The organism is Virgisporangium ochraceum, from assembly GCF_016863655.1.
Classification (GTDB): domain Bacteria; phylum Actinomycetota; class Actinomycetes; order Mycobacteriales; family Micromonosporaceae; genus Virgisporangium; species Virgisporangium ochraceum.
The window spans coordinates 18,966-39,848 of sequence record NZ_BOPH01000086.1; the positions used below are offsets into that span (position 1 = coordinate 18,966).

The 20,883-nt window shown below is 72.6% G+C and carries 19 protein-coding genes; 11 read left to right on the forward strand and 8 right to left on the reverse strand.

What is annotated here, in order from left to right:
* Nucleotides 1-55 precede the first annotated feature (55 nt).
* Entirely contained in the window at nucleotides 56-1,516 is a 1,461-nt protein-coding gene (ahcY, locus tag Voc01_RS30435) for an adenosylhomocysteinase (RefSeq protein ID WP_203931043.1), read from the reverse strand.
* A gap of 208 nt (nucleotides 1,517-1,724) precedes the next feature.
* A complete protein-coding gene (locus Voc01_RS30440; RefSeq protein ID WP_203931044.1) occupies nucleotides 1,725-3,734 on the reverse strand; it encodes a HEAT repeat domain-containing protein in 2,010 nt (669 codons plus the stop codon).
* A gap of 43 nt (nucleotides 3,735-3,777) precedes the next feature.
* On the opposite strand from Voc01_RS30440, the gene Voc01_RS30445 reads away from it, so the two are divergent.
* A complete protein-coding gene (locus tag Voc01_RS30445; protein WP_203931045.1) occupies nucleotides 3,778-5,385 on the forward strand; it encodes an alpha/beta hydrolase in 1,608 nt (535 codons plus the stop codon).
* 78 nt (nucleotides 5,386-5,463) lie between these two features.
* Here Voc01_RS30445 and Voc01_RS30450 read toward each other — a convergent pair whose 3' ends face one another.
* Complete coding sequence (locus Voc01_RS30450) at nucleotides 5,464-6,324, reverse strand: TetR/AcrR family transcriptional regulator (RefSeq protein WP_203931046.1); 861 nt, start codon at nucleotides 6,322-6,324, stop codon at nucleotides 5,464-5,466.
* Between the two features lie 99 nt (nucleotides 6,325-6,423).
* On the opposite strand from Voc01_RS30450, the gene Voc01_RS30455 reads away from it, so the two are divergent.
* Together Voc01_RS30455 and Voc01_RS30460 are read left to right on the forward strand one after the other, a co-directional pair.
* On the forward strand, nucleotides 6,424-7,368 hold the full coding sequence (locus tag Voc01_RS30455; protein WP_203931047.1) for an ATP-binding cassette domain-containing protein: 945 nt from the start codon (nucleotides 6,424-6,426) through the stop codon (nucleotides 7,366-7,368).
* Complete coding sequence (locus Voc01_RS30460) at nucleotides 7,365-8,192, forward strand: ABC transporter permease (RefSeq protein ID WP_203931048.1); 828 nt, start codon at nucleotides 7,365-7,367, stop codon at nucleotides 8,190-8,192. The genes Voc01_RS30455 and Voc01_RS30460 overlap by 4 nt, the downstream gene beginning before the upstream one ends.
* 38 nt (nucleotides 8,193-8,230) lie before the next feature.
* On the opposite strand, the gene Voc01_RS30465 is transcribed toward Voc01_RS30460, so the two are convergent.
* Nucleotides 8,231-9,031, reverse strand: a complete 801-nt coding sequence (locus tag Voc01_RS30465) for a phytanoyl-CoA dioxygenase family protein (protein ID WP_203931049.1) — start codon at nucleotides 9,029-9,031, stop codon at nucleotides 8,231-8,233.
* 148 nt (nucleotides 9,032-9,179) lie between these two features.
* Here Voc01_RS30465 and Voc01_RS30470 point away from each other — a divergent pair, with 148 nt between their 5' ends.
* Nucleotides 9,180-10,406, forward strand: coding sequence for a glycoside hydrolase family 16 protein (locus Voc01_RS30470; RefSeq protein WP_203931111.1), 1,227 nt, complete (start codon nucleotides 9,180-9,182; stop codon nucleotides 10,404-10,406).
* 37 nt (nucleotides 10,407-10,443) lie between these two features.
* Here the strand turns inward: Voc01_RS30470 and Voc01_RS30475 are convergent, their stop codons facing one another.
* From Voc01_RS30475 to Voc01_RS30485, 3 genes are all read right to left on the reverse strand, one after another.
* Nucleotides 10,444-11,310 (reverse strand): hypothetical protein, encoded by an 867-nt coding sequence (locus tag Voc01_RS30475; protein WP_203931050.1) that lies wholly within the window; start codon nucleotides 11,308-11,310, stop codon nucleotides 10,444-10,446.
* Nucleotides 11,307-12,161, reverse strand: a complete 855-nt coding sequence (locus Voc01_RS30480) for a hypothetical protein (protein WP_203931051.1) — start codon at nucleotides 12,159-12,161, stop codon at nucleotides 11,307-11,309. The genes Voc01_RS30475 and Voc01_RS30480 overlap by 4 nt, the downstream gene beginning before the upstream one ends.
* Nucleotides 12,162-12,398: 237 nt before the next feature.
* Nucleotides 12,399-14,003, reverse strand: coding sequence for an AMP-binding protein (locus tag Voc01_RS30485; RefSeq protein WP_203931052.1), 1,605 nt, complete (start codon nucleotides 14,001-14,003; stop codon nucleotides 12,399-12,401).
* Between the two features lie 112 nt (nucleotides 14,004-14,115).
* Between Voc01_RS30485 and Voc01_RS30490 the strand changes: the two genes are divergently transcribed.
* The 3 genes from Voc01_RS30490 to Voc01_RS30500 are packed head-to-tail and all read left to right on the forward strand — an operon-like array spanning nucleotide 14,116 to nucleotide 16,725.
* Nucleotides 14,116-14,697, forward strand: a complete 582-nt coding sequence (locus Voc01_RS30490) for an isochorismatase family protein (RefSeq protein ID WP_203931053.1) — start codon at nucleotides 14,116-14,118, stop codon at nucleotides 14,695-14,697.
* A gap of 57 nt (nucleotides 14,698-14,754) precedes the next feature.
* Nucleotides 14,755-15,660 carry a GlxA family transcriptional regulator gene (locus tag Voc01_RS30495; RefSeq protein WP_203931054.1) on the forward strand — a complete coding sequence of 302 codons (906 nt, stop codon included), beginning with the start codon at nucleotides 14,755-14,757 and terminating at the stop codon, nucleotides 15,658-15,660.
* A 57-nt stretch (nucleotides 15,661-15,717) separates the two neighbouring features.
* Entirely contained in the window at nucleotides 15,718-16,725 is a 1,008-nt protein-coding gene (locus Voc01_RS30500; protein WP_203931055.1) for an aldo/keto reductase, read from the forward strand.
* Here the strand turns inward: Voc01_RS30500 and Voc01_RS30505 are convergent.
* Nucleotides 16,722-18,041: a sulfite oxidase gene (locus Voc01_RS30505; RefSeq protein WP_203931056.1), complete on the reverse strand. Its 1,320-nt coding sequence runs from the start codon at nucleotides 18,039-18,041 to the stop codon at nucleotides 16,722-16,724. The genes Voc01_RS30500 and Voc01_RS30505 overlap by 4 nt on opposite strands.
* 98 nt (nucleotides 18,042-18,139) lie before the next feature.
* On the opposite strand from Voc01_RS30505, the gene Voc01_RS30510 reads away from it, so the two are divergent.
* The 4 genes from Voc01_RS30510 to Voc01_RS53320 all read left to right on the forward strand — a co-directional run bounded on the left by Voc01_RS30510 (nucleotide 18,140) and on the right by Voc01_RS53320 (nucleotide 20,529).
* A complete protein-coding gene (locus Voc01_RS30510; RefSeq protein WP_203931057.1) occupies nucleotides 18,140-18,985 on the forward strand; it encodes a sulfurtransferase in 846 nt (281 codons plus the stop codon).
* Between the two features lie 75 nt (nucleotides 18,986-19,060).
* A complete protein-coding gene (locus Voc01_RS30515; RefSeq protein ID WP_307781596.1) occupies nucleotides 19,061-19,585 on the forward strand; it encodes a flavin reductase family protein in 525 nt (174 codons plus the stop codon).
* On the forward strand, nucleotides 19,582-20,046 hold the full coding sequence (locus Voc01_RS30520) for an NADPH-dependent FMN reductase (RefSeq protein WP_203931058.1): 465 nt from the start codon (nucleotides 19,582-19,584) through the stop codon (nucleotides 20,044-20,046). The genes Voc01_RS30515 and Voc01_RS30520 overlap by 4 nt, the downstream gene beginning before the upstream one ends.
* A gap of 51 nt (nucleotides 20,047-20,097) precedes the next feature.
* On the forward strand, nucleotides 20,098-20,529 hold the full coding sequence (locus Voc01_RS53320) for an SAM-dependent methyltransferase (protein WP_239160590.1): 432 nt from the start codon (nucleotides 20,098-20,100) through the stop codon (nucleotides 20,527-20,529).
* Nucleotides 20,530-20,883 lie beyond the last annotated feature (354 nt).

Consider the following 20,883-nt stretch of genomic DNA (forward strand, 5'->3'; position numbering starts at 1 on the left):
CAGCGTAGACCCGGATCGAGGGGCGGCCGTGGAGGCCGCGGCCGCCCCTCGAGCGTCAGTAGCGGTAGTGGTCGGGCTTGTACGGGCCGGCCACGTCCACGCCGATGTACTCGGCCTGCACCTTGGTCAGCTCGGTCAACCGGGCGTCGACCGCGTCGAGGTGCAGCCGGGCGACCTTCTCGTCGAGCTCCTTCGGAAGGCGGTGAACCTCGTTGCTGTACTGGTCAGGCTTTGTGTACAGCTCGATCTGGGCGAGCGTCTGGTTCGCGAACGAGTTCGACATGACGAAGCTCGGGTGCCCGGTCGCGTTGCCCAGGTTCATGAGACGCCCCTCGGAGAGCACGATGACGCAGTGTCCGTCCGGGAAGCGCCACTCGTGCACCTGCGGCTTGATCTCGGTCTTCACGATGCCGGGCACCGCCGCGAGACCGGCCATGTCGATCTCGGTGTCGAAGTGGCCGACATTGGCCACGATCGCGTTGTGCTTCATGCGCGCCATGTGCGCGGTCATGATGATGTCGCGGTTGCCGGTCGTGGTGACGAAGATGTCGGCCTTCTCGACGACGTCCTCGACGCGCACGACCGGCAGGCCCTCCATCGTCGCCTGGAGCGCGCAGATCGGGTCGATCTCCGTGACGACCACCCGCGCGCCCTGGCCCCGCAGCGCGTCCGCGGTGCCCTTACCGACGTCGCCGTACCCGCACACCACGGCGAGCTTGCCGCCGAGCATCACGTCGGTCGCGCGGTTCAGACCGTCCACGATGGAGTGTCGGATGCCGTACTTGTTGTCGAACTTGGACTTCGTCACCGAGTCGTTGACGTTGATCGCCGGGAACAGCAGGGTGCCCTCGGCCGCCAGCTTGTACAGCCGCTTGACGCCGTTGGTGGTCTCCTCGCTGACGCCGCGTACCCGGCCGGCGAGCTTCGTGAACCGGCGGTCGTCCCCGGCCAGGCTGCGGCGCAGCAGGTCCAGGACGATGCGGGTCTCCTCCGGGTCGTCGGCGGTCGGCTGGGGCACGACGCCGGCCGCCTCGTACGCCACACCCTGGTGCACCAGGAGGGTGGCGTCGCCGCCGTCGTCGACGATCAGGTCGGGCGTCTCGCCGTCGGGGAACCGGAAGATCTGGTCGGTGCACCACCAGTACTCGTCGAGCGTCTCGCCCTTCCAGGCGAACACCGGGGTACCGGACGGGCTCTCGACCGTCCCGTGTGGACCGACGACCACCGCGGCCGCCGCCTCGTCCTGGGTCGAGAAGATGTTGCAGGACGCCCACCGCACCTGCGCGCCGAGCGCGACGAGGGTCTCGATGAGCACGGCGGTCTGCACGGTCATGTGCAGCGACCCGGCGACGCGGGCCCCGGCGAGCGGCCTGCGGTCGGCGAACTCGCGTCGCACCGCCATCAGGCCCGGCATCTCGTGCTCGGCCAGGCGGATCTGGTGCCGGCCGGAGCCGGCGAGTGTCAGGTCGGCGACAGCGAACTCGACGCCGTTCAGGCGCTGGAGCCTGGTGTGCATGGTTCCTCCTGGGGACGGCATGCGGCCGTCCCGGCCATGCAGGAGGAGAACTGGACCATCCTGCCTCCCGCGAACGAGGAGGCGCCCTTGGATGGGGTCGCATGTCGAGCGTGGCGGACCTCAGGGAGTCCGTTGCAGCGCCTCTCGACCGCGACGGCGCCAGCGAACCGGCACCGCCGCCCAGTATCGGCACGACTACCCGCGCGTGTCAACGCGGTTGGGGATCGTCGTCGGGCGCTGCGGCGGACGTCACCGCTTCGAGTGCGGCCCGGCACTCCGCCACGTACCGCTCGTCGTCCTCGATGTCGGCGCTGCCCCAGGTGTTCGGCTGGTACGTCACGCGTACCGGATCCGCCAACTCCTGACACAGCAACGGTTCCGCGCCGGCTGCCGCCGGTCCCATGTCGGTCCAGCACCGGACGGTCCAGTCGTTGCGGTCGCGCTTGCGCCGCCAGTTCTCCGCGAGCGCGGGCAGCGCCGCCGCGGTGTCGCCGGTGATCCGCCACAGTGTGGCGAGGATCATCTCCGGCCAGCGCGCCGACTCCAGGGCCGCCCGCAGCCGGGGCACCATGGGCGCGGCGTCGGGCCCGATCTCGCCGAGTGCCTTCAGGTCGGTGTGGTCGTAGGCCGGCAGTACCTCGGCCGCCGGCACCCCGACGGCGCGCAACGCGTCGGCCGCGGCGGTGCGGACGGCGGGCTCGTCGTGGGTCAGCAACGGTCGCAGGTCGGCCTCGGCGGCGGCGCCCTCGATGGCGCCGAGTGCGGTTGCCGCGGTGGCGGTGGTCTCCGGGTCGGCGGCGAGCAGGTCCCGCACGAGCGGCGCGGCCGGTCGCGCCGCCGGTCCCATCGCCGCGAGCGCCCGCAACGGGACCCGGAACAGGCTCCTCTGCGGCAGCAACGTGACGACCTCGGGCAGCGCCTCCGCCGCGGCCGGCCCGACGAACGTCAGGTTCCACAGGAGTTCCTGGGCCTCCTCGAGAGCACCGGCCGCGATCGCCCGCTGGATCTGCCGGCGCAGCAACGGAACGAACGGCGCGCCGTCGGCTCCGTAGGCCCGCAACGGCGGACGGCAGTCGACCGGCAGGAGGTCCTCCTCCAACGCGCGGCGGATCAGCGGGAGTGCCCGCGGGTCACCGAGCCGCGCGAGCGTGGTGTTCAGCGCCCACGCAGGTCCGCCGGTGACGCTCCACAACCCGGGCGGCTCGTCGACGAACACCGTGGGCGAGCTCTCGATGAAACGGCTGATGTGGTCGGCGGCCGGTGCCGCGAGCGGCCACGCGTCGTTGGTGAGCAGGTGCAGACCGATCCGCCGGGTGCGGTCCCGCGGCAGCAGCTCGGCGAAGGCGAGCATCAGGTCGCCGTAGTCGCCCCGCCACCGGCTCATGGCGCCCGACGCCGCCCACATCGCGGTCGCGCGTCGGTCGTCGGGACCCTCACGGACGATGCGGGCGAGCAGGTCGTTGCGTACGGCGACCCGGTCGCCCAGCGCCTCACGCAGGTCGCGCAGGTCGATCGCGTCGGTCTCGGTGACCATCGCGTACAGCGTCGACGCGAGATCTCCGCCCGTGCCGTCGGTCAGCCGCAGGTGCTCCGCCAGGGCGGCCATCCGTACATCGGCATGTTTGGATGCGGACACCTGGCCGGCGATCCATGCCGCGAGGTCCGCGGCGTCAACGCCGTCCGCCTCACCCGCCCTTGCGCGCCGGGCGATCGTGCCGAGCGCCGCGACGATCGCCACGCGCACCGAGGCCTTCCGCTCGACCGTCAGCCGTTCCCGCAGCAGCGACACCGTGTCGGCGGCGTGTTCGCGCGACACCAGCAGCACGTCGGGAACCGCCCGCCGGACGCTGCGTCGCCGGTCTGCGAGCAGGCTCACGAACGTCGGGAACCCGCGTGAGACCGCCAACCGCGCCGCGCGCCGTAGCGGGTCGTCATCCTCGACCTCCGCTCCGCCGATGCTGGCCAACAGTTTCAGGACCGCGGCCCGGCCCCGTACGTCGGGCATCGCGGCCGCCTCCAGCAGAAACGGGACCGTGGCGAGTGTGCACGCGTACACGTCGCCCTGATGGTGGATGCCGCCCCACATGCAGTCCTGTGCCCAGGAGCGGACCCGTTTGCGCCGGTCGACCAGCCCGCGGACGACCTCGGGCGCCTCCCGCGCGGGCCCGTACGCGTGCCTCATCGACGCCCAGTCGATCTCATCGAGTCCCGTGAACACCGCGCCATGGATACCACACGCCCGCACCGCTACCGTGCGTCGCATGAAACTGCTGTGGTCGGTCGTGACGCTCGCCGTCGGGGTCACGCTGCTCGCGGTCGGGGTGACCGGCCTCCGCGCGGCCGGCGCCGGAACGCGCTCGGAGTTCGTCCGCGTCGGTGGCGTGCCGGTCGAGGTCGTGGTGCCCACGGGTGACCGCGTGCGCCGGCCCGCCGTGGTCGTCGTCCACGGGTACGCCGGGTCCGGGCGGCTGATGCGGCCGTTCGCCGACACCCTGGTGCGGCGCGGGTACGTGGTGGCCCTGCCCGACCTGGCCGGCCACGCGGCCAACACGCGCCCGCTGACCGGTGGGAACGCCATCGACCGCGAAACCGCCGCGGTCGTCGGGCTCCTGCGCGCGCGTTCGGACGTCGACCCGGCGAAGGTGGCCCTGCTCGGCCACTCGATGGGCGCGGCGGCCGTGGTGCGGGCCGGATCGGCCGACCAGGAGATCCCCGCCACGGTCGCCATCTCGCTGGGCGACGGGGAGGCCGCCGCGGTGCGGCCCGGTCCTCGGCGGCTGCTGCTGGTCGCCGGTGCGCTGGAACCCGGCGGCATCCGGGCCACGACCCGGGAGGCCGGACGCGTCGAGGGCCGACGGGTGGTCACGGTGCCGCTGGTCGAGCACGTCGGGGTGCTGTTCGCCGAGCGGACCCACGACGAGGCCGCCCGGTGGCTCGACGACGCACTCGGGCACCGGCCGGAGCGGGCGGGGGTGGCGGCGGCCGGCCGGGTCGGTGGCGGCGCGCTGGTGCTCGTCGGGGCGCTGCTCGTTCTGGCGACGGCGGTCACCGCGGTGGGACGCCGTGGGCGCCGCCCGGGTCGCTCGGGTCGCTCCGATCGGTCGGGTCGCTCCGGTGGGTCGGGTGCGCCCGGGGCCGACCGGCTGGTGTGGCTCGGCGGTGCCGTGCTGGCCGCTCCGGTGGTGGGCATCGTCGCCGGGCTGGTTCTGGCTCGGGTGCTGCCGGCGCCGGTGTCGGGTTACCTCGTCGGGTATCTCGGTGGTGCAGGAGCGGTGCTCCTGGCGGCCGACCTGGTGCGCCGGCACGCCTTGCGCCAGGACGACAGTGGGCAGGCGACCGGCGGCGCACAGGTACACGTGGGCGGGCAGGGAGGGGCCCGGTCACCGGTACGCGCAGGCGAACGGGAAGGTGCTGGCACACGGGAAGAGGCGGGCACACACGAGGAGGCGGGCGCGCGCTTCCGGTCGTGGGCGGTCGCCGTCGGGGTTGCCGTCGCCGCGACCGTGGCGGTGGTGGTCCCCGTGCATGCCGGGCTGACGGCGATGGCTCCACACGGTGGGCATCTGTTGATGGTGGGGCTGCTCGCCGTCGCCGTCGGGGTGGTCATCGCCGGGGCGCAGACCACCGGCGGTCCACTGTGGACTGTTCTGGTGCTCGTGGTGGTGTGCCTTCCGTTGCCCGTCGCGGCGGGGGTGGGGTTGGCGCCAGGGTTCCTTGTCCTCATCGGGCCGTTGGTGGCCGTCCTGTTCGCGGTGTACTTCGCGGTGGTCGGACTGGCGTGGAGGGTGGGGATCCCGTTGTGGCAGACGGTCGCGGCCGGGGCGCTCCTGGTCGCCTGGCCGGTGGCCACGGCGCTGCCGCTGGGTTGAGCGATCCGGGTCCGGGAAGGGAGGAGGGATGCCGGTGCCGCGGCCCGGCCCACTCGAGGGGGCGGCGGCTTCACGGTCCTATGTGGACGGTGACCGTCGCGTCTCGACGAGCACGGCGATGCCGTCGAGGATGCGGGTCAGGCCGAAGTCGAAGCTCTCCTCCCAACCCATGCCGAAGGTGTTCTCGTCGAGTGCGGCCATCGCCGGGTAGCGGCCCGACGTCATGGCCTGTTCCAGGAAGGGGAACTGCTGCGCCCAGAACTCCTCGTCGGACAGTCCACTCTGGACGGTGACCGCCTCGTACTGGATCCGTTGCCGCGCCTGCCCGACGACGTAGGCGTCGACCATCGTGACGATCGCGATCCGCTCCTGACCCGACAGGCCCAGTCCGTCGAGGCCCTGGACGTAGGTCTCCATGTTCGCGACCGAGTTCGGTCCGAGCACCGGCCGGGTCCAGTTGACCTGCAGCAGCCAGGGATGGTCGAGGTACAGGCGGTAGGTGCCGCGGGCCGCCGCGTCGACGGTCTCGCGCCACGACCGGCCGGCGGCCAGGGCCGGGTCGGGCGCCTCGACCCGGTCGAGCATGAGCGCCAGCAGTTCCGCCTTGCCGGGCACGTAGCGGTAGAGCGACATCGTGCCGACGCCGAGTTCGGTGGCGACGCGACGCATGGAGAGGCCGTCGATGCCGTCGCGGTCGGCGAGGGTGATCGCGGCTTCGACGATCCGGGCGAGGGTCAGGCTCGGCTTGGGGCCGGGAACGGTGCGTGCGGCGCCGCCCCACAGCAGCTCCATGCTGCGGCGGACCTGCTCGGCGGCAGTGGCGGCCGCCGTGGGAGCGGCCGGCGCGGAAGAGGCCGTGGAAGCGGCCGGCGCGGAAGACGCCGTGGGAACGGCGCCAGCGGAGGCCGCAGAGACAGCGGCCGGGTCGGGTGCGGGCATCAGGAGCATCCTACAAACGCATTGTGATCTGGGTACAGCGTACGCTAACCTGCGTACACCGTACCCAGATAGCCGCCACCTCCCCGGAAGGACGTGCCCGTGCCCGCAACCGCTGTCCTCGCGGACGGCCTCCAGAAGCGATACCGCGACACCCACGCGCTCGACGGGCTCGACCTCGCCGTGCCCGCCGGCACGGTCTACGGGCTGCTCGGCCCCAACGGCGCCGGCAAGACCACCGCCGTCCGGATCCTGTGCACGCTGCTGCGACCCGACGGAGGCCGGGCCGAGGTCGCGGGCTTCGACGTGTCGACACAGGCCCGCCTTGTGCGCCGGCGGATCGGGCTCACCGGTCAGCACACCACGGTCGACGACAAGATCACGGCTCGGCAGAACCTGGTGATGTTCGGCCGGCTCTTCCACATCGGCAAGGCGGCGGCCCGTCAGCGCGCCGACGAACTACTCGACCAGTTCGGGCTCGCCGACCACGCCGACAAGGCACCGAAGCAGTTCTCCGGCGGGATGCGCCGGCGCCTCGACCTCGCCACCAGCATGATCCTGGCACCGGCCGTGCTGTTCCTGGACGAGCCGACCACCGGCCTCGACCCGGCCGGCCGCCAGGAGGTGTGGCAGAGCGTCGGCGAGCTGGCCGCGCGCGGCACCACGGTGCTGCTCACCACCCACTACCTCGACGAGGCCGACCGGCTCTGCGAGCGCATCGGCGTGATCGACCGGGGTCGCAACGTGGTCGAGGACTCCCCCGCCGGTCTCAAGCGGCGCATCGGCACCGAGCGGCTCGAGGTGGTCGCCGCCCGGGCCGAGGATCTCACCGAGGTGACGGAACTGCTGGAGAAGACCGCGGACGGGCGACGGTCCACGGTGGACCGGGACGCGCTGGCCGCCAGCGTGTCGGTTCCGGACGGGGTGCCCGTCCTCGTGCAGGTGGCCGCGGAGCTCAGAGCGCGCGGCATCGCGGTGGCCGACCTGGGACTGCGCCGGCCCACTCTCGACGAAGCGTTCCTGCACCTGACCGGAGGCCGGACATGACCATGGTGCTGGAGGACTCGTTCCGGGCCCGGGCGCGCTGGGCCGTCGTCGACTGCTGGACCGTCGTCATACAGGAGCTCACGCACCTGGCCCGGCAACCGTCGACGTTCGCGTGGCAGCTCGGGTTCCCGATCGTCACCGTGCTGCTGTTCGTGTACGTGTTCGGCAGCGCCATGGACGTGTCCGGACAGGGCGCGGGCGCCGGCTACCTCGAGTACGCGATGCCCGGCATGTTCACGATGACGATGGCGTTCGGGTTCATGAACACCGCGTTCGCGGTCGCCATGGCGAAGGAGCAGGGCTTCATCGACCGGTTCCGGTCGATGCCGATGGCGCCGTCGGCCGTGGTGACGGGACGCGGCGCCGCCGACATCCTGCACGCCACGGTCGACCTGATGATCCTGGCGGTCATCGCGGTCGTCCTGGGCTGGCGCCCCGGCGGTGACCCGGCGGCGACCCTCGGCGCGTTCGCGTTGCTGCTGTGGCTGCGGCTGGCGCTCATCTTCGTGGGCATCTGGATCGGGCTGCTGGTGAAGAACACCGAGGCGGCCGGCAACCTGTTCGCGCTCGCCTTCCCGTTCGGCATGATCTCGTCGGTGTTCACGCCGCCGGACCTCATGCCGGCCTGGCTCGGCGCGATCGCGGCGTGGAACCCGGTGTCGTCGACCGCCGACGCGATCCGGGACCTGTTCGCGTCGCCGCCGGTCAGCAGCGGCTACTGGATCCAGGACCACGCGACGGTCGCGGCGGTCGTGTGGCCGGCGGTGATCGTCGCGGTGTTCGTGCCGCTGGCGGTCCGCAGGTACCAGGCCCTCGGCCGCTGACGCGGCCGGGGCCTACCACAAGCAGAAGGGCAGAAGGCTCAGCCGCCGGGCACCCGGCTCAGCGGCTGGGCCACCGCCGGGTCGAGACCCCTGACGATCGCGCGGGCGACCGGTGACGGGTCGGACCCGTCGATCGCGAACCCGTCGGCGACGTGCACCGCCGGCTGCGCCATCATCCGCGGGACCGTGCCCCGGTGCGGCCAGGTCGCCGTGTGGACGACGAACGGGTGGCACAGGAACACGTCGCCGGCCCGGCCGGTGGCGTGCACGACCTTCCGGCACATGACCGACGGCCGCACCCCGGTCAACGCCATCTCCGAGTTCATGCCGGTGTCTCCGGCGGGCGCCAACAGGCTCGGCAGCGCCAGGTGCGACCCGACCGCCAGCCGCGTCGGCGCGTCGTCGTCACCGACGTCGCTGAAGAGGAACAGGGCGAGGAGACCGCGTGCGCGCGAGAACACGTTGGCCCAGTACTCGCCGCCCACGTCGTAGCTGCCCTCGATGTGCCACCCGACGTCGCCCGGGAACTCCTCGGACGGGAACCGCACCGGCACCGTGCCGCCGACCCCCCGCCGCGGGGACCAGCGGCCCGGCCCGACCAACGCGTCGTACGCGGCCCACAGCGCCGGCGCGGTGCCGGCCGCCTCGAACGGCCCGCCCTCCGGGCAGTCGACCCGGACCACCGGACGGGTCCACGTCGCCGGGTCACGCGTGACCCCGTGCGCTCCCAGCCGGTCCCACAGCACTTCACGACACGCGGCCGCGACCTCCGGCGCGAACGCACGACGGACGGCGACGTACCCGTCGCGCTCGAACTGCTCGATGTCCCCGTTGTCCATCGGCACAGTCTGCTGGAGCCCGGGAACGGCCGCGACCCTGAGAGCGCTCTCTTGACCTGGTCTGTACCACTCCCTAAGGTCGACACAGGTCTATCTACGGGTCGCCCGCCCGCGACCCGGGACCAGTGGGAGGTCATCCATGAAGATGATGCGGAGCCTCAGAGTGGCGGCGGTCGCGGTGCTGCTCGCCGGAACGGCCGTCGCGGTGCACGCCGGCGGACCGGCGCAGGCCGCCATCGGCGGGCTCACGTGGTCCGACGAGTTCGACGGCGCGGCCGGGACCGCGCCGAACCAGAGCAGGTGGCGCTACGACATCGGCGGTGGCGGCTGGGGCAACAACGAACTGCAGTACTACACGTCGAGCACGAGCAACGCGGCGCTCAACGGCGCCGGGCAGCTGGTCATCACCGCGCGGCGCGAGAACCCGGCCGGCTACGGCTGCTGGTACGGAAGCTGCCAGTACACGTCGGCGCGGCTGCTCACGTCGGCCACGTTCACCCAGACGTACGGCCGGTTCGAGTCGCGGATGAAGATCCCGCGCGGGAACGGGATCTGGCCGGCGTTCTGGATGCTGGGCAACGACCTCGGCTCGGTCGGCTGGCCCGCCAGCGGCGAGATCGACATCATGGAGAACATCGGCCGCGAGCCGAACACGGTGCACGGCACCATCCACGGCCCCGGATACTCCGGCGCCGAGGGCATCGGCGGCGGGTACACGATCGGCAGCCCGTTCGCCGACGCCTTCCACACGTTCGCGGTCGAGTGGGGACCCGACTTCATCGCCTGGTTCGTCGACGGCGTCCAGTACCAGCGCCGCACCCCCGCCGACCTCGGCGGCGACCGGTGGGTCTTCAACCACCCGTTCTTCATGATCATGAACGTCGCCGTGGGCGGCAACTGGCCGGGCAGCCCCGACGCGTCCACGTCGTTCCCGCAGCAGATGGTCGTCGACTACGTCCGGGTGTACGGCTGGACCTCCGACCCCGGCGGCGGCACCGGATCGATCGTCGGCGCCGGCAGCAACCGGTGCATCGACATCCCGTCGGCGAACCCGGTCGACGGAGCGCGCCTGCAGTTGTGGGACTGCAACGGGACCGGCGCGCAGCGCTGGACGTTCAACGCCGACGGCTCGGTGACCGCCCTCGGCAAGTGCATGGACGTGTCCGGCGGCTCCACCGCCAACGGCGCGGCGATCCAGCTGTGGACGTGCAACGGCACCGGCGCGCAGAAGTTCACCCTCAGCGGCGCCGGCGACCTGGTGAACATCCAGGCGAACAAGTGCGTCGACGTCGCCAACGTGGCCACCGCCAACGGGTCGCCGCTGCACCTGTGGGAGTGCACCGGCGCCAGCAACCAGAAGTGGCGCCGGGCATAGGTTCTCCGGGGGTGGCGACGCACGCGTCGCCACCCCGTCACCGGCGGCGGTAGTCGTCCTCCGCGCCCTGGGAGGTCACGCGCATGGCGTCGCCGGAGCACGTGTAGCTGTCGGAGTCGGCCGCCACGGCGATCCGCTCGTTCGATACGATGCGGCCCGACCGGAAGACCACCTCACGGGCGTCGCTCTGCACCTCGGTGTAGGTCAACGTGCCGTTGGCGGTGGAGTACCGGAAGGTGACCTTGCCGATGTACATCACCTCCGAGGTCACCCCGCCGTACTTGCCCTTGAGCGTCACCCCGCTGCCGTAGTCGGCCTCGCCCGTGCCGTCGGCCCGCAGCCGCAGCACCTCGCCCTTGTCGGTGGTGAGCGCGATCCCGTTCTCCTCGTTCGTGTACGCCGCCTTGACGTTCTGCCACTCGCCGACCACGCAGGTGTCGACGGCGCCCGCCGCCGAGGGTGGCGCGGAGGGTGGCGCGGAGGCGCCGGCCGCCGTGGCCGGGCTGCCGTCGCCGGCGCCGCGCTCGCCGGTGAGCAGGTAGACGATCGTCACCGCGCCGGCGACCACGGTCATCACCATCACGGTGACCATGAGCAGCGGTGCCAGCGACCGGCGCGGCGCCACGGCCGGCCCGTACGCCGGCAATGGTGCGTACGAGGGCGGCGTGTAGGCCGACGGCGGCGTGTACGCCTCGGCCGGCAGGAACGACGGCCCGAGGGGCGCCGGCGGCGGGCCGATCGCACCCTGCGGCGGGCCGGCCGCGCCCGGTGGTGGGCTGGCCTGGCCCGGTGGTGGGCCGGTCAGCGGCGGGGACGGGGGCGCGTCCGGTCCGTGGCCGGAGGGGTGCACCCGGATCGTCTCGCCCGCCTCGTCGTCGGGGTGGAGGGCCGGCCAGCCGCTCATTTGCGCCCCATCCGCAGGTCGAAGCCGCCGAACTTCAGGCGCAGCGCGTCGCCGCCGCAGGTGTACTCGGCCACCTGGAGGTTGAACCCCGTCTTGATGTTCACGGGGGCCTTCTTGCCCTGGCTCAGCACCTCACGCACGTCGTTCTGCACGTTCTGGAACGAGAAGGACTGCCCCACCGTGCGGTACCCGAACGTGACGCGACCGGAGATGAGGTCCTCGCTCTGGACGCCCTCGTACGTGCCCGTCAACGTGATGCCGCTCCCGAAGTCCCACGTTCCGGTGCCCTCGGCCCGCAACTGGAAGATGCCACCGGCGTCGGTGGAGAGGTCGAAGTGCTCGGCCCTGCCCGTCAGCGACGTGACCGCCCAGTCGCCCACCACGCACCGGTCGACCACCGCGCCGGGCGACGCCGACGCCGCCGCGGGCACGACGGTCGCCGGCGCGCTCCGCGCGGCACCGGCCTCGGGAGCGTCGCCGCGGTCGCTGGTGCGGATGAGCACCACACTGACCGACCCGATCACGAGTACGGCGACCATCACGGTGAGGAGGAACAGCGGCGTGTGGACCGGGCCGCGCGCGGGCCGCGCGCTCTCCTCGACGGGCGGCGCGGCCGCCGGGCTCACCGGGTGGTACGCGGCGGCCGGGCTCACCGGCTCCCCCGGATACGACCCGACCCCGCCCGCATAGCCGTTCACGGCAGCATGTCCGGGCTCCACGTGCGGTTCCGGCTCGACGTACGGCGCCGGCTCGACGACCGCGTACGACCGGGTGCCGCGGTACCGCCCGCACCCCGTGCAGCAGCCCCCGGCATCCACCTCGGCGGCTCCGCACCACTGACACGCCTGCATGCGCCCTCCCTGCACCGTCAGGCCCGAGACGGTAGGAGGCGCGCTCCACGGGTCCCATCGAATTGCACTGATGGAACGGGACCGGCGCCGACCGGGCCGCGCACGACGGAACCCCTGCTGGGTAACGCTGTGGGCGGCCCCGCCCGGTCGGCGGATCAGCGAGCCGGTGCGGGAACAGGGGTTCCGGGGCAGTCGGTCATCGGACAGGCTCGAACCCCCGGCGGTCGGGCCGCGCGGTCAGAGGCCGAGCTCGCGGGCGCTCACCTCGCGCATCTCGACCTTGCGGATCTTGCCGGTGACGGTCATCGGGAAGCCGTCGACGATCATCACGTAGCGCGGGATCTTGTAGTGGGCGAGCCGGCCCTGCGTGAACTCCCGCACGGCCGCGACGTCGAGCGGCGGGGCGCCGGCCCTCATCTTGATCCAGGCGCACAGCTCCTCGCCGTACTTCTCGTCGGGGACGCCGATCACCTGGACGTCCTCGATGTCGGGGTGCGTGTAGAGGAACTCCTCGATCTCGCGCGGGTAGATGTTCTCGCCGCCGCGGATCACCATGTCCTTGATCCGACCGACGATGTTGCAGTAGCCGTCGTCGCGCATCACCGCCAGGTCGCCGGTGTGCATCCAGCCGTCGGCGTCGACCGCCTCCGCGGTGCGTTCCTCGTCGTTCCAGTAACCCAGCATCACCGAGTAGCCGCGCGTGCAGAACTCGCCGGGCTGCCCGCGCACGACGGTCGCGCCGCTCACCGGGTCCACTATCTTGATCTCCACGTGCGGCGCCGCGCGTCCGATGGTCTCGGTGCGGCGCTCGAGGTCGTCGTCGACGCGCGTCTGGCACGAGACCGGTGAGGTCTCGGTCATCCCGTAGGCGATCGACACCTCGGCCATGTGCATGTCGTTGACGCAGCGCTTCATCACCTCGACCGGGCACAGCGCGCCGGCCATGATGCCGGTGCGCAGCGACGACAGATCGAAGGATGCGAAGTCCTCGTGGTTCTGCATCGCGATGAACATCGTCGGGACGCCGTACACGGCCGTGCAGCGCTCCTCCTGCACCGCGCGGAGGGTGGCGCCGGGGTCGAACCCGGGAGCCGGGATCACCATCGTGGAGCCGTGCGTGACGCAGCCGAGGTTGGCCATCACCATGCCGAAGCAGTGGTAGAACGGCACCGGGATGCACAGCCGGTCGTGTTCGGTGAAGCTGATCAGCTCGGTGACGAAGTAGCCGTTGTTGAGGATGTTGCGGTGCGACAGCGTCGCGCCCTTGGGGAACCCGGTGGTGCCCGACGTGTACTGGATGTTGATCGCGTCGTCGGGTGCCAGCCCTTCCGGGAGGGCGTGGCCGCGGCCGGCCTCGACCAGGTCGGCCCAGTCCTCCGTGTCGATGTACACGACGCGTTCGAGTGTGGGGCACTCGGCGCGGGTCTGCTCGACCATGCCGCGGTAGTCGCTGGTCTTGAAGCCGCTCGCGGCGAGCAGCAGCCGCAGCCCCGACTGGTTGGCCACGTACGCGAACTCGTGCGTGCGGTACGCGGGGTTGATGTTCACCAGGATCGCGCCGGCCTTCGCGGCGGCGAACTGCGCGATCGTCCACTCGGCGCGGTTCGGTGCCCAGATGCCCACCCGGTCGCCGACCCCGATGCCGTACCCGACAAGCCCTCTCGCCACGTCGTCGACCGCCGCGTCGAACTCGCGCCAGGTCCAGCGGCGGCCGCTGGCGACCTCGACGAGCGCCTCGCGGTCAGGGAAGGCGGCCACCGTGCGCTCGAGGTTGGCGCCGATGGTCTCGTCGAGCAGCGGCTGGGTGGTCTCACCCCGCGCCTCGGACAGCACTCCGGTCATGACGGTCAGGCTACGCCTGGGCGGCGGATCTTCCGATAGCTTGACCGGATCGGTCCGGTCCCGGACCGGATCGGGTCTGGCCGCCGCGTGTCGCCGGTGCTGGGATCGGCTTATGACCAAAGCGCTTCTCGTGATCGACGTGCAGGAGTCCTTCCGGCAGCGGGAGTCCTGGCAGGCTGTCTCGAATCCCGATATCGTGCACGACGTGGCCGAGCTCGTCGCGGCGGCCCGGCGCGCCGGCGACCGGGTCGTCTGGATCCTGCACAGCGAACCGGGCACCGGTACCGTGTTCGACCCCGAGAACGGGTTCATCACCCTCATGGACGGCCTCACCGTCGACGACGGCGAAACCGTGCTCACCAAGACGTCCCGCAACGCCTTCACGACCACCAACCTGCAGCAGTTGCTCACCGGGGCCGGCATCCGCGAGCTGGTCGTGTGCGGCATCCAGACCGAGCAGTGCTGCGAGACCACCGCCCGGGTGGCCGCCGACCTCGGGTACGCCGTCGAGTTCGTCACCGAGGCGACCGCGACGTTCCCGATCCCGCACCCCGACGCGCCGGCCGGCCGCCCGTACGCCGAGGTGCTCGCCGACCCGCGCACGCTCGGCGTCGACGACGTCATCGCCCGCACCGAGTACGCGCTGGCGCACCGTTTCGCCACCCTGCGCACGGTGAAAGAGCTGGCGTCATGACCGCCGGAGCGGAGCGTAGGCGGTCATGACGCGGTCTTGTGCGGGAGTTCGAAGGTAGTGACGCTCGTCGTGTTCCTCCTCGTGCCGCGGCTGCACCTGCTCGACCTGGCCGGGCCGGCGCAGGCGTTCTCCACCGCCGCCGACCTCGGCCACGGGTACGAGCTGCGGTACGTCGCCGAGCATGAGGAGGTGCCGACGGCACAGGGAGTCCCGCTGCGGGCGTCGGTGCAGTGGCCGGCGCTCACGGCCGACGACCTGGTGATCGTCCCGGGGTGGCGGGGCCGGTTCGCCGCGCACGCGCGGCTGTCGAAGGCGACGCGGGCCGCGCTGGTCGCCCACCACGCATCCGGCGGCACGGTCGCCAGCGTCTGCGCGGGTGCGTACGCGCTCGCCCAGGCCGGCCTGCTCGACGGGCGTCGCAGCACCACCCACCACGCCCTCCAGGACGAGCTGGCCGCCCGGTACCCGGCCACGCGGGTCCAGCGCGACGTGCTCTACGTGGTCGACGACCGGGTCGTCACCTCCGCCGGCATCGCCAGCGGCATCGACCTCGCGCTGCACCTGATCGCGGTGCGGCACGGCGCCGCCGACGCGGCGAAGGTGGCGCGGGAGATGGTCGTGTACGCGCGGCGCAACGGCGACGAGCCGCAGCGCAGCGCGATGCTGCGCCACCGCGGCCACCTCAGCGACACGGTGCACCGCGCGCAGGACCTCATCGACGCCCGGTTCGCCGACCGGCTGCCGCTGGCCGAGATCGCCGCGGCGTGCGACGTCAGCCCGCGCACGCTCACCCGGCTGTTCAGCGCCGCAACCGGCATGACGCCGCTGCGGTACCAGCAGACGCTGCGGCTGGAGCGGGCGGAGAACCTCATCGCGCACGGGTCCACTGTGGACGCCGCCGCCCGGTCCACCGGCTTCGACGACGCGCGGATGCTGCGCCGGTTGCGGTCACGCTTGCCTTAGAGCGCACTCCAACTCGTAGCCTCCGACGAACGCTTCGATCGACGACGGAGGGCATTCATGGAGTACCGGTACCTTGGCCGCACCGGGTTGAAGGTCAGCGAGATCTGCCTGGGCGCGATGCACTTCGGCGGCGAGACCGACGAGGAGACGAGCGTGCGCGTCCTCGACGCTTTCGTCGACGCGGGCGGCACGTTCATCGACACCGCCGACGTGTACGGCGGCGGCGCGTCCGAGGAGGTCCTCGGCCGGTGGCTGAAGGGGCGCAACCGCGACGACCTGGTGATCGCCACCAAGGTGTGGGGACGCACGGGTCCCGGCCCCAACGACGTCGGCCTGAGCCGCAAGCACCTCCGCACCGCTGTCGAGGCGAGCCTGCGCCGGCTCGGCACCGACCACCTCGACCTGTACTACACCCACGTCTACGACGACGCCACGCCCCTCGAGGAGACACTGTCCACACTGGACACCCTGGTCACCGAGGGGAAGGTGCGTTACCTCGGCGCGAGCAACGTGCCCGCGTGGCACCTGCAGAAGGCGATCGACGTCGCCGACCGCCACGGCTGGGCCCGCTACGACGCGCTGCAGCCGCTGTACAACCTGCTCGACCGGGAGACCGAGTGGGAGCTGCTCCCGGTATGCCGTAACGAGGGGCTGGGCGTGCTGCCGTGGAGCCCGCTGCGGGCCGGTTGGCTCTCGGGCCGGATCCGGCGCGGCATGGCGGCGCCGCCACCCGGCACGCGGGTGGCGCTGGCGGCCGGACGCGGGCACATCGAGTCGTGGGAGAACTACGCGACCGAGCGCACCTGGCGCGTGCTCGACGAACTGGAGGCGGTGGCCGCCGAGACCGGGCACACCGTGGCCCAGGTGGCGGTGCGCTGGCTCCTGCAGGCGCCGGGCGTCACCGCGCCGATCATCGGACCGCGTACGTTCGAGCACTTCACCGACAACCTCGGCGCGGTCGGCTGGACGCTCACCGCCGAGCAGCAGGCCCGGCTGACCGCGGTGAGCGGGAAGCCGAAGGTCTACCCGTACGACATCCTCGAGACCCTGCTCCAGCAACGTTAGGCGACGGTCACCGGGTGGCGGACGACGGCGCCGAACTGGTAGCCGAGCGTGTTGTACGGCGCCACGTCGGGCTGGGTGGCACCGGTCGCGTCGGTGGCGCGGGCCAGCAGGGTGTGGCCGCCGGGCGTGGCCGGGCGCCAGGTCAGCCGCCACCGCCGCCACCCGGTGTCGACCGCCGGACCGAACAGGTCGGCCCGCCGCCACGACGCGCCTCCGTCGGTGCTCACGTCGACGCGCCGGATGCCGCCGTTGCCCGACCACGCGCGTCCCGTGAGAAGGGTCGTCGTACCGACGGGCAGCTGTGCGTCGGGTGCGAGCTCGAACGCGCTCTTGACCACCTGCCGGGTGAGCGGCGCGCTGCCCTCGGCCGGATGGTCGGGCCCGAAGAAGCGGTAGAACTGGGTGTTCCACGGGGTGAACAGCGGCTCGGCCGACACCTCGATCCGGCCGACCCACTTGATCGAGGAGATCCCGATCCACGACGGGACGACCACCCGCACCGGGAAGCCATGGTCGGGTGGCAGCGGTTCGCCGTTCATCTCGTAGGCCAGCACCACGTCGTGCAGCGCCTTGCGGATCGGGATCGGCCGCCGCACCGGGCCGAGGTCGACCCCGCCGGAGACGAAGTTCGCGTCGAGCCCCGACGGCAGCACGTCGACCGCGTCCGGCCGGAGGCCCGCCAGCCGCAGGACCGTCGACAGCCGCACCCCGCGCCACGTCGCGACCCCGACGGCGCCGAGCTTCCATGCCGTGCCGGACACCGGCTGGCCCTGCTGGGTGGTGAAGAAGCTGCGCCCGTTGCCGGCACACTCGATGAACGCGGTGAGCGTCGTCGACGGCAGCCGGCGCAGCTGCTTCAGGCTGACCGTCACCGGGTTGTCGGCGGTGGGCGAACCGCGCAGTCCGGCGCCGAACAGTTCCAGCCGCCAGGTGTCGCCGTCGATGAGAGGTGTGCCCGTGTGGTTGCGCACGAAGAACCGGTCGATGGGTACGAGGTGACCGACGTCGCGCAGCGCCTCCCACCTCGTCTCGGCGTTGGTGCCGAACACGGTGAACAGTTCCGGTGGCAACGGCTTGACGATGGGCCCGGCCGCGACGGCCGGGCCCTCGCCGCGCGCGGGTGCCGCGGACGCCTCGCCACGCGCCGGCGCCGCCGACGCCGGTACGCCCCCGAGCACGGGAACGGCGGCGAGCCCGAGACCGGCCGACAACCGCAGCGCCGTCCGCCGGGAGATGCCGTCTCCGCGGGCCTGGCCGGCCTCCCACTGCGCCAGCCTGGCGCTGTCGTAGCGGCCCTCGTCGAACGAGCTGGTCATCAGTGCCTCCCGGGCTCGCCATTTCCTATTGGATCGAATTTCCTATTGAATCGATAGGATAGCTAGATTCAGGGACAGTCGCCAAGTGGGGGTATGACATGGGTTCCTTCATCTCCGTCGCCGACCTGGCGGCCCTGCGCGCCGGCGCGCGCCCTCCGGCACTGCGCGCCGGCGCGCGTCCACCGGCCCTGCGCGCCGGCGCGCGCCCTCCGGTCGTGCTCGACGTGCGCTTCGGCGACGGCACCGCCGCCGGGCACATCCCGGGCGCGGTGCACGTCGACCTGTCCACCCAGCTCGCCGGACCGGAGACCGGGCTCAGCGGCCGGCGCCCGCTGCCCGACATCCGCGACCTCGAGTGGCTGGCCCGGTCGTGGGGCATCGACGACGGTGACACGGTGGTCGTGTACGACACCGCCGCCGGCACGAAGGCCGGCCGGGCGTGGTGGGTGCTGCGCTGGGCCGGCCTCGCCGACGTCCGGATCCTCGACGGCGGCCTGGCCGCCTGGACAGCCGCCGGGCTCCCGGTCACCTCGTCGGCGTCGGCGCCGTCACCCGGCTCGGTGACCCTCACCGCCGGCCACCTTCGCGAACTGACCGCCGACGAGGCGGCGGAGTACGCCGCGGCGGGTCGGTTGCTCGACGCCCGCGGAGCGGCCGCCTACGCCGCCGGTCACATTCCCGGCGCGGTGTCGGCACCGACCCGCGACGCCCTCGACGCCGACGGCCTGCTCCTCGACACCGGGGCGCTGCGCCGGCGCTTCGCCGACCTCGGCGTCGACGGCTCGCGGCCGGTCGGCCTGTACTGCGGCGGCGGGGTGGCCGCGGCGCACGCGGCGGCCGTGCTGCACGCGGCGGGCATCGAGACCGCCCTGTTCGTCGGGTCGTTCTCGGCCTGGTCGGCCGATCCGTCCCGCCCCGTGGCGACCGGGAGCCGGCCGGAGTGACCGGGAACCGGCCGCTGGGGTGACCGACGTCGCAGTGGCCTCCCAAAAACCTATCTGAACAGTAGGATATGACCGATGGTTCTGCAGTCAGGAGACACCATGACCGTGCGGTCCGACGATCTGTCCACTGTGGACGAGCTGACGTTCCGGCGCCTGATGGGCCGGCACGCCGCCGGCGTCGTGGTGGTGACCGTGGCGGGCGAGCCGCCGGCCGGGTTCACCGCGACCTCGTTCACGTCGGTCTCGTTGCGCCCCCCGCTGGTGTCGTTCTGCCTGGACCGCCGGGCGTCCAGCTGGCCCGCGGTGGCATCGGCCCGCACCGTCGCCGTGCACGTGCTCTCCGACCGGCAGGAGCGGGTGGCCCGCACGTTCGCGACGAGCGGGATCGACCGGTTCGCCGCCCACGGCGACTGGTACCACGGTCCCGACGGCGTGCCCCTGCTCGGCGGGGTGGTCGCCCACCTGGTCTGCCGCGTGGTGCGACGCGTTCCGGCGGGCGACCACAGCATCGTGCTGGCGACGCCGGTCACCGGTGCACACGGCGACGACGGCGCGGCGCCGCTGCTCTACCAGGCCGGTACGTACAGGGAGATCGCGTGAATGTGGTTGTGGTGTCGGGTCACCCGCGGGCCGGGTCGCGGACGTCCGGGCTGGCCGGGGAGGTCGGCCGGGCGTTCGCGGCGAAGCGCGGCGGGCCCGACCCGGCCGTGGTGCACGTGTCGGCGCTCGGGGCCGACCTGCTCGTCGCCGACGCGCCGGCCACCGCCGACGCGCTGGCCCTGATCCGCGGTGCGGGCCTGCTGGTGGTCGCCACCCCGACGTACAAGGGCGCGTACACGGGGCTTCTCAAGGTACTGCTCGACCACCTACCCGCACGGGCCCTCGACGGGATCCCGGCCGTCACGGTGGTCACCGCGGGCATCGCCCCGCAGGCCGAGGCCGCCGAGGGTCACCTGCACGCCCTGCTGGGCGAGCTCGGCGCCCTGGTGACCACCCCCGGCCTGACCGTCGTGGAGTCCGACCTGTCCGACGCCAGGGCCATCGCCCTGAAGTACGCCTGAGCGCAAGATCTGTCAGGTCGCCGCCGGCCACCGGAACTACGATCGGTGGCCATGCCGGTACGACTGTCGGGCCGACTGGCGGCGATCGTGGACGCGCTTCCGGTCGAGCCGCACCTTCGGGTGCTCGAGATCGGCTGCGGACCGGGAGCCGCGGCCCGGGCCGTGGCGGCGCGGCTCACCACCGGCCACATCCTGGCCACCGACCGGTCGGCGCGGGCCATCGCCCAGGCGCGCACCGCGTGCGCGGTGGAGATCGCCACCGGCCGGCTCAGCCTCCGGCAGGTCGCGGCCGAGGACCTCGCGCTGGAGCCGGGTGAGGAACCGTTCGACCTCGTGTTCGCCGTGCGCGTCGGCGCGCTCGACGGTCGTCACCCCGAGGCGGGACGCGCGGCGCTGCGGCGCATCGCGGCGGTCACCGCGCCCGGCGCGCGGCTGTTCGTCGACGGCCGGGAGACGCCGCTTGCGCCGGACGCCGGACAGTAGCGCCGACGCGGTCCCCAGGAGCAGCAGCACCAGGCCGAGCGCCACGAGCCCGGTGACCGGCGCACCGGTGCGGGCCAGGGAGTCACCCGAGCCGCCGCCGGAACCGGAAGAGCCAGAAGAGCCGGAGGAACCGGACGAGCCGGAAGAGGGGATGTCCTGCACCGGCGGCCCGCCGGTCACCGGCGGCTGCGCCGTGGCCGCGCCACGGGTCACCGGGACGTGCAGCGAGCGGATCGAGCCGTCCGCCGCGACCCCGTACGCCGCGAGCACCGACCCCGTGCCCGGGTCGATGTCCGGCACCCATGCCGAGACGCTGAACGTCCCGTCCTCGTCGACGGTCACCGTCGCGAGCAC

Coding starts and splice junctions, on each gene's coding strand:
- ahcY (WP_203931043.1), bottom strand. CDS start 1,516: ATGCACACCAGGCTCCAGCGCCTGAACGGCGTCGAGTTCGCTGTCGCC.
- Voc01_RS30445 (WP_203931045.1), top strand. CDS start 3,778: ATGAAACTGCTGTGGTCGGTCGTGACGCTCGCCGTCGGGGTCACGCTG.
- Voc01_RS30450 (WP_203931046.1), bottom strand. CDS start 6,324: ATGCCCGCACCCGACCCGGCCGCTGTCTCTGCGGCCTCCGCTGGCGCC.
- Voc01_RS30460 (WP_203931048.1), top strand. CDS start 7,365: ATGACCATGGTGCTGGAGGACTCGTTCCGGGCCCGGGCGCGCTGGGCC.
- Voc01_RS30465 (WP_203931049.1), bottom strand. CDS start 9,031: ATGGACAACGGGGACATCGAGCAGTTCGAGCGCGACGGGTACGTCGCC.
- Voc01_RS30470 (WP_203931111.1), top strand. CDS start 9,180: ATGCGGAGCCTCAGAGTGGCGGCGGTCGCGGTGCTGCTCGCCGGAACG.
- Voc01_RS30475 (WP_203931050.1), bottom strand. CDS start 11,310: ATGAGCGGCTGGCCGGCCCTCCACCCCGACGACGAGGCGGGCGAGACG.
- Voc01_RS30480 (WP_203931051.1), bottom strand. CDS start 12,161: ATGCAGGCGTGTCAGTGGTGCGGAGCCGCCGAGGTGGATGCCGGGGGC.
- Voc01_RS30485 (WP_203931052.1), bottom strand. CDS start 14,003: ATGACCGGAGTGCTGTCCGAGGCGCGGGGTGAGACCACCCAGCCGCTG.
- Voc01_RS30490 (WP_203931053.1), top strand. CDS start 14,116: ATGACCAAAGCGCTTCTCGTGATCGACGTGCAGGAGTCCTTCCGGCAG.
- Voc01_RS30500 (WP_203931055.1), top strand. CDS start 15,718: ATGGAGTACCGGTACCTTGGCCGCACCGGGTTGAAGGTCAGCGAGATC.
- Voc01_RS30505 (WP_203931056.1), bottom strand. CDS start 18,041: ATGACCAGCTCGTTCGACGAGGGCCGCTACGACAGCGCCAGGCTGGCG.
- Voc01_RS30510 (WP_203931057.1), top strand. CDS start 18,140: ATGGGTTCCTTCATCTCCGTCGCCGACCTGGCGGCCCTGCGCGCCGGC.
- Voc01_RS30515 (WP_307781596.1), top strand. CDS start 19,061: ATGGTTCTGCAGTCAGGAGACACCATGACCGTGCGGTCCGACGATCTG.
- Voc01_RS53320 (WP_239160590.1), top strand. CDS start 20,098: ATGCCGGTACGACTGTCGGGCCGACTGGCGGCGATCGTGGACGCGCTT.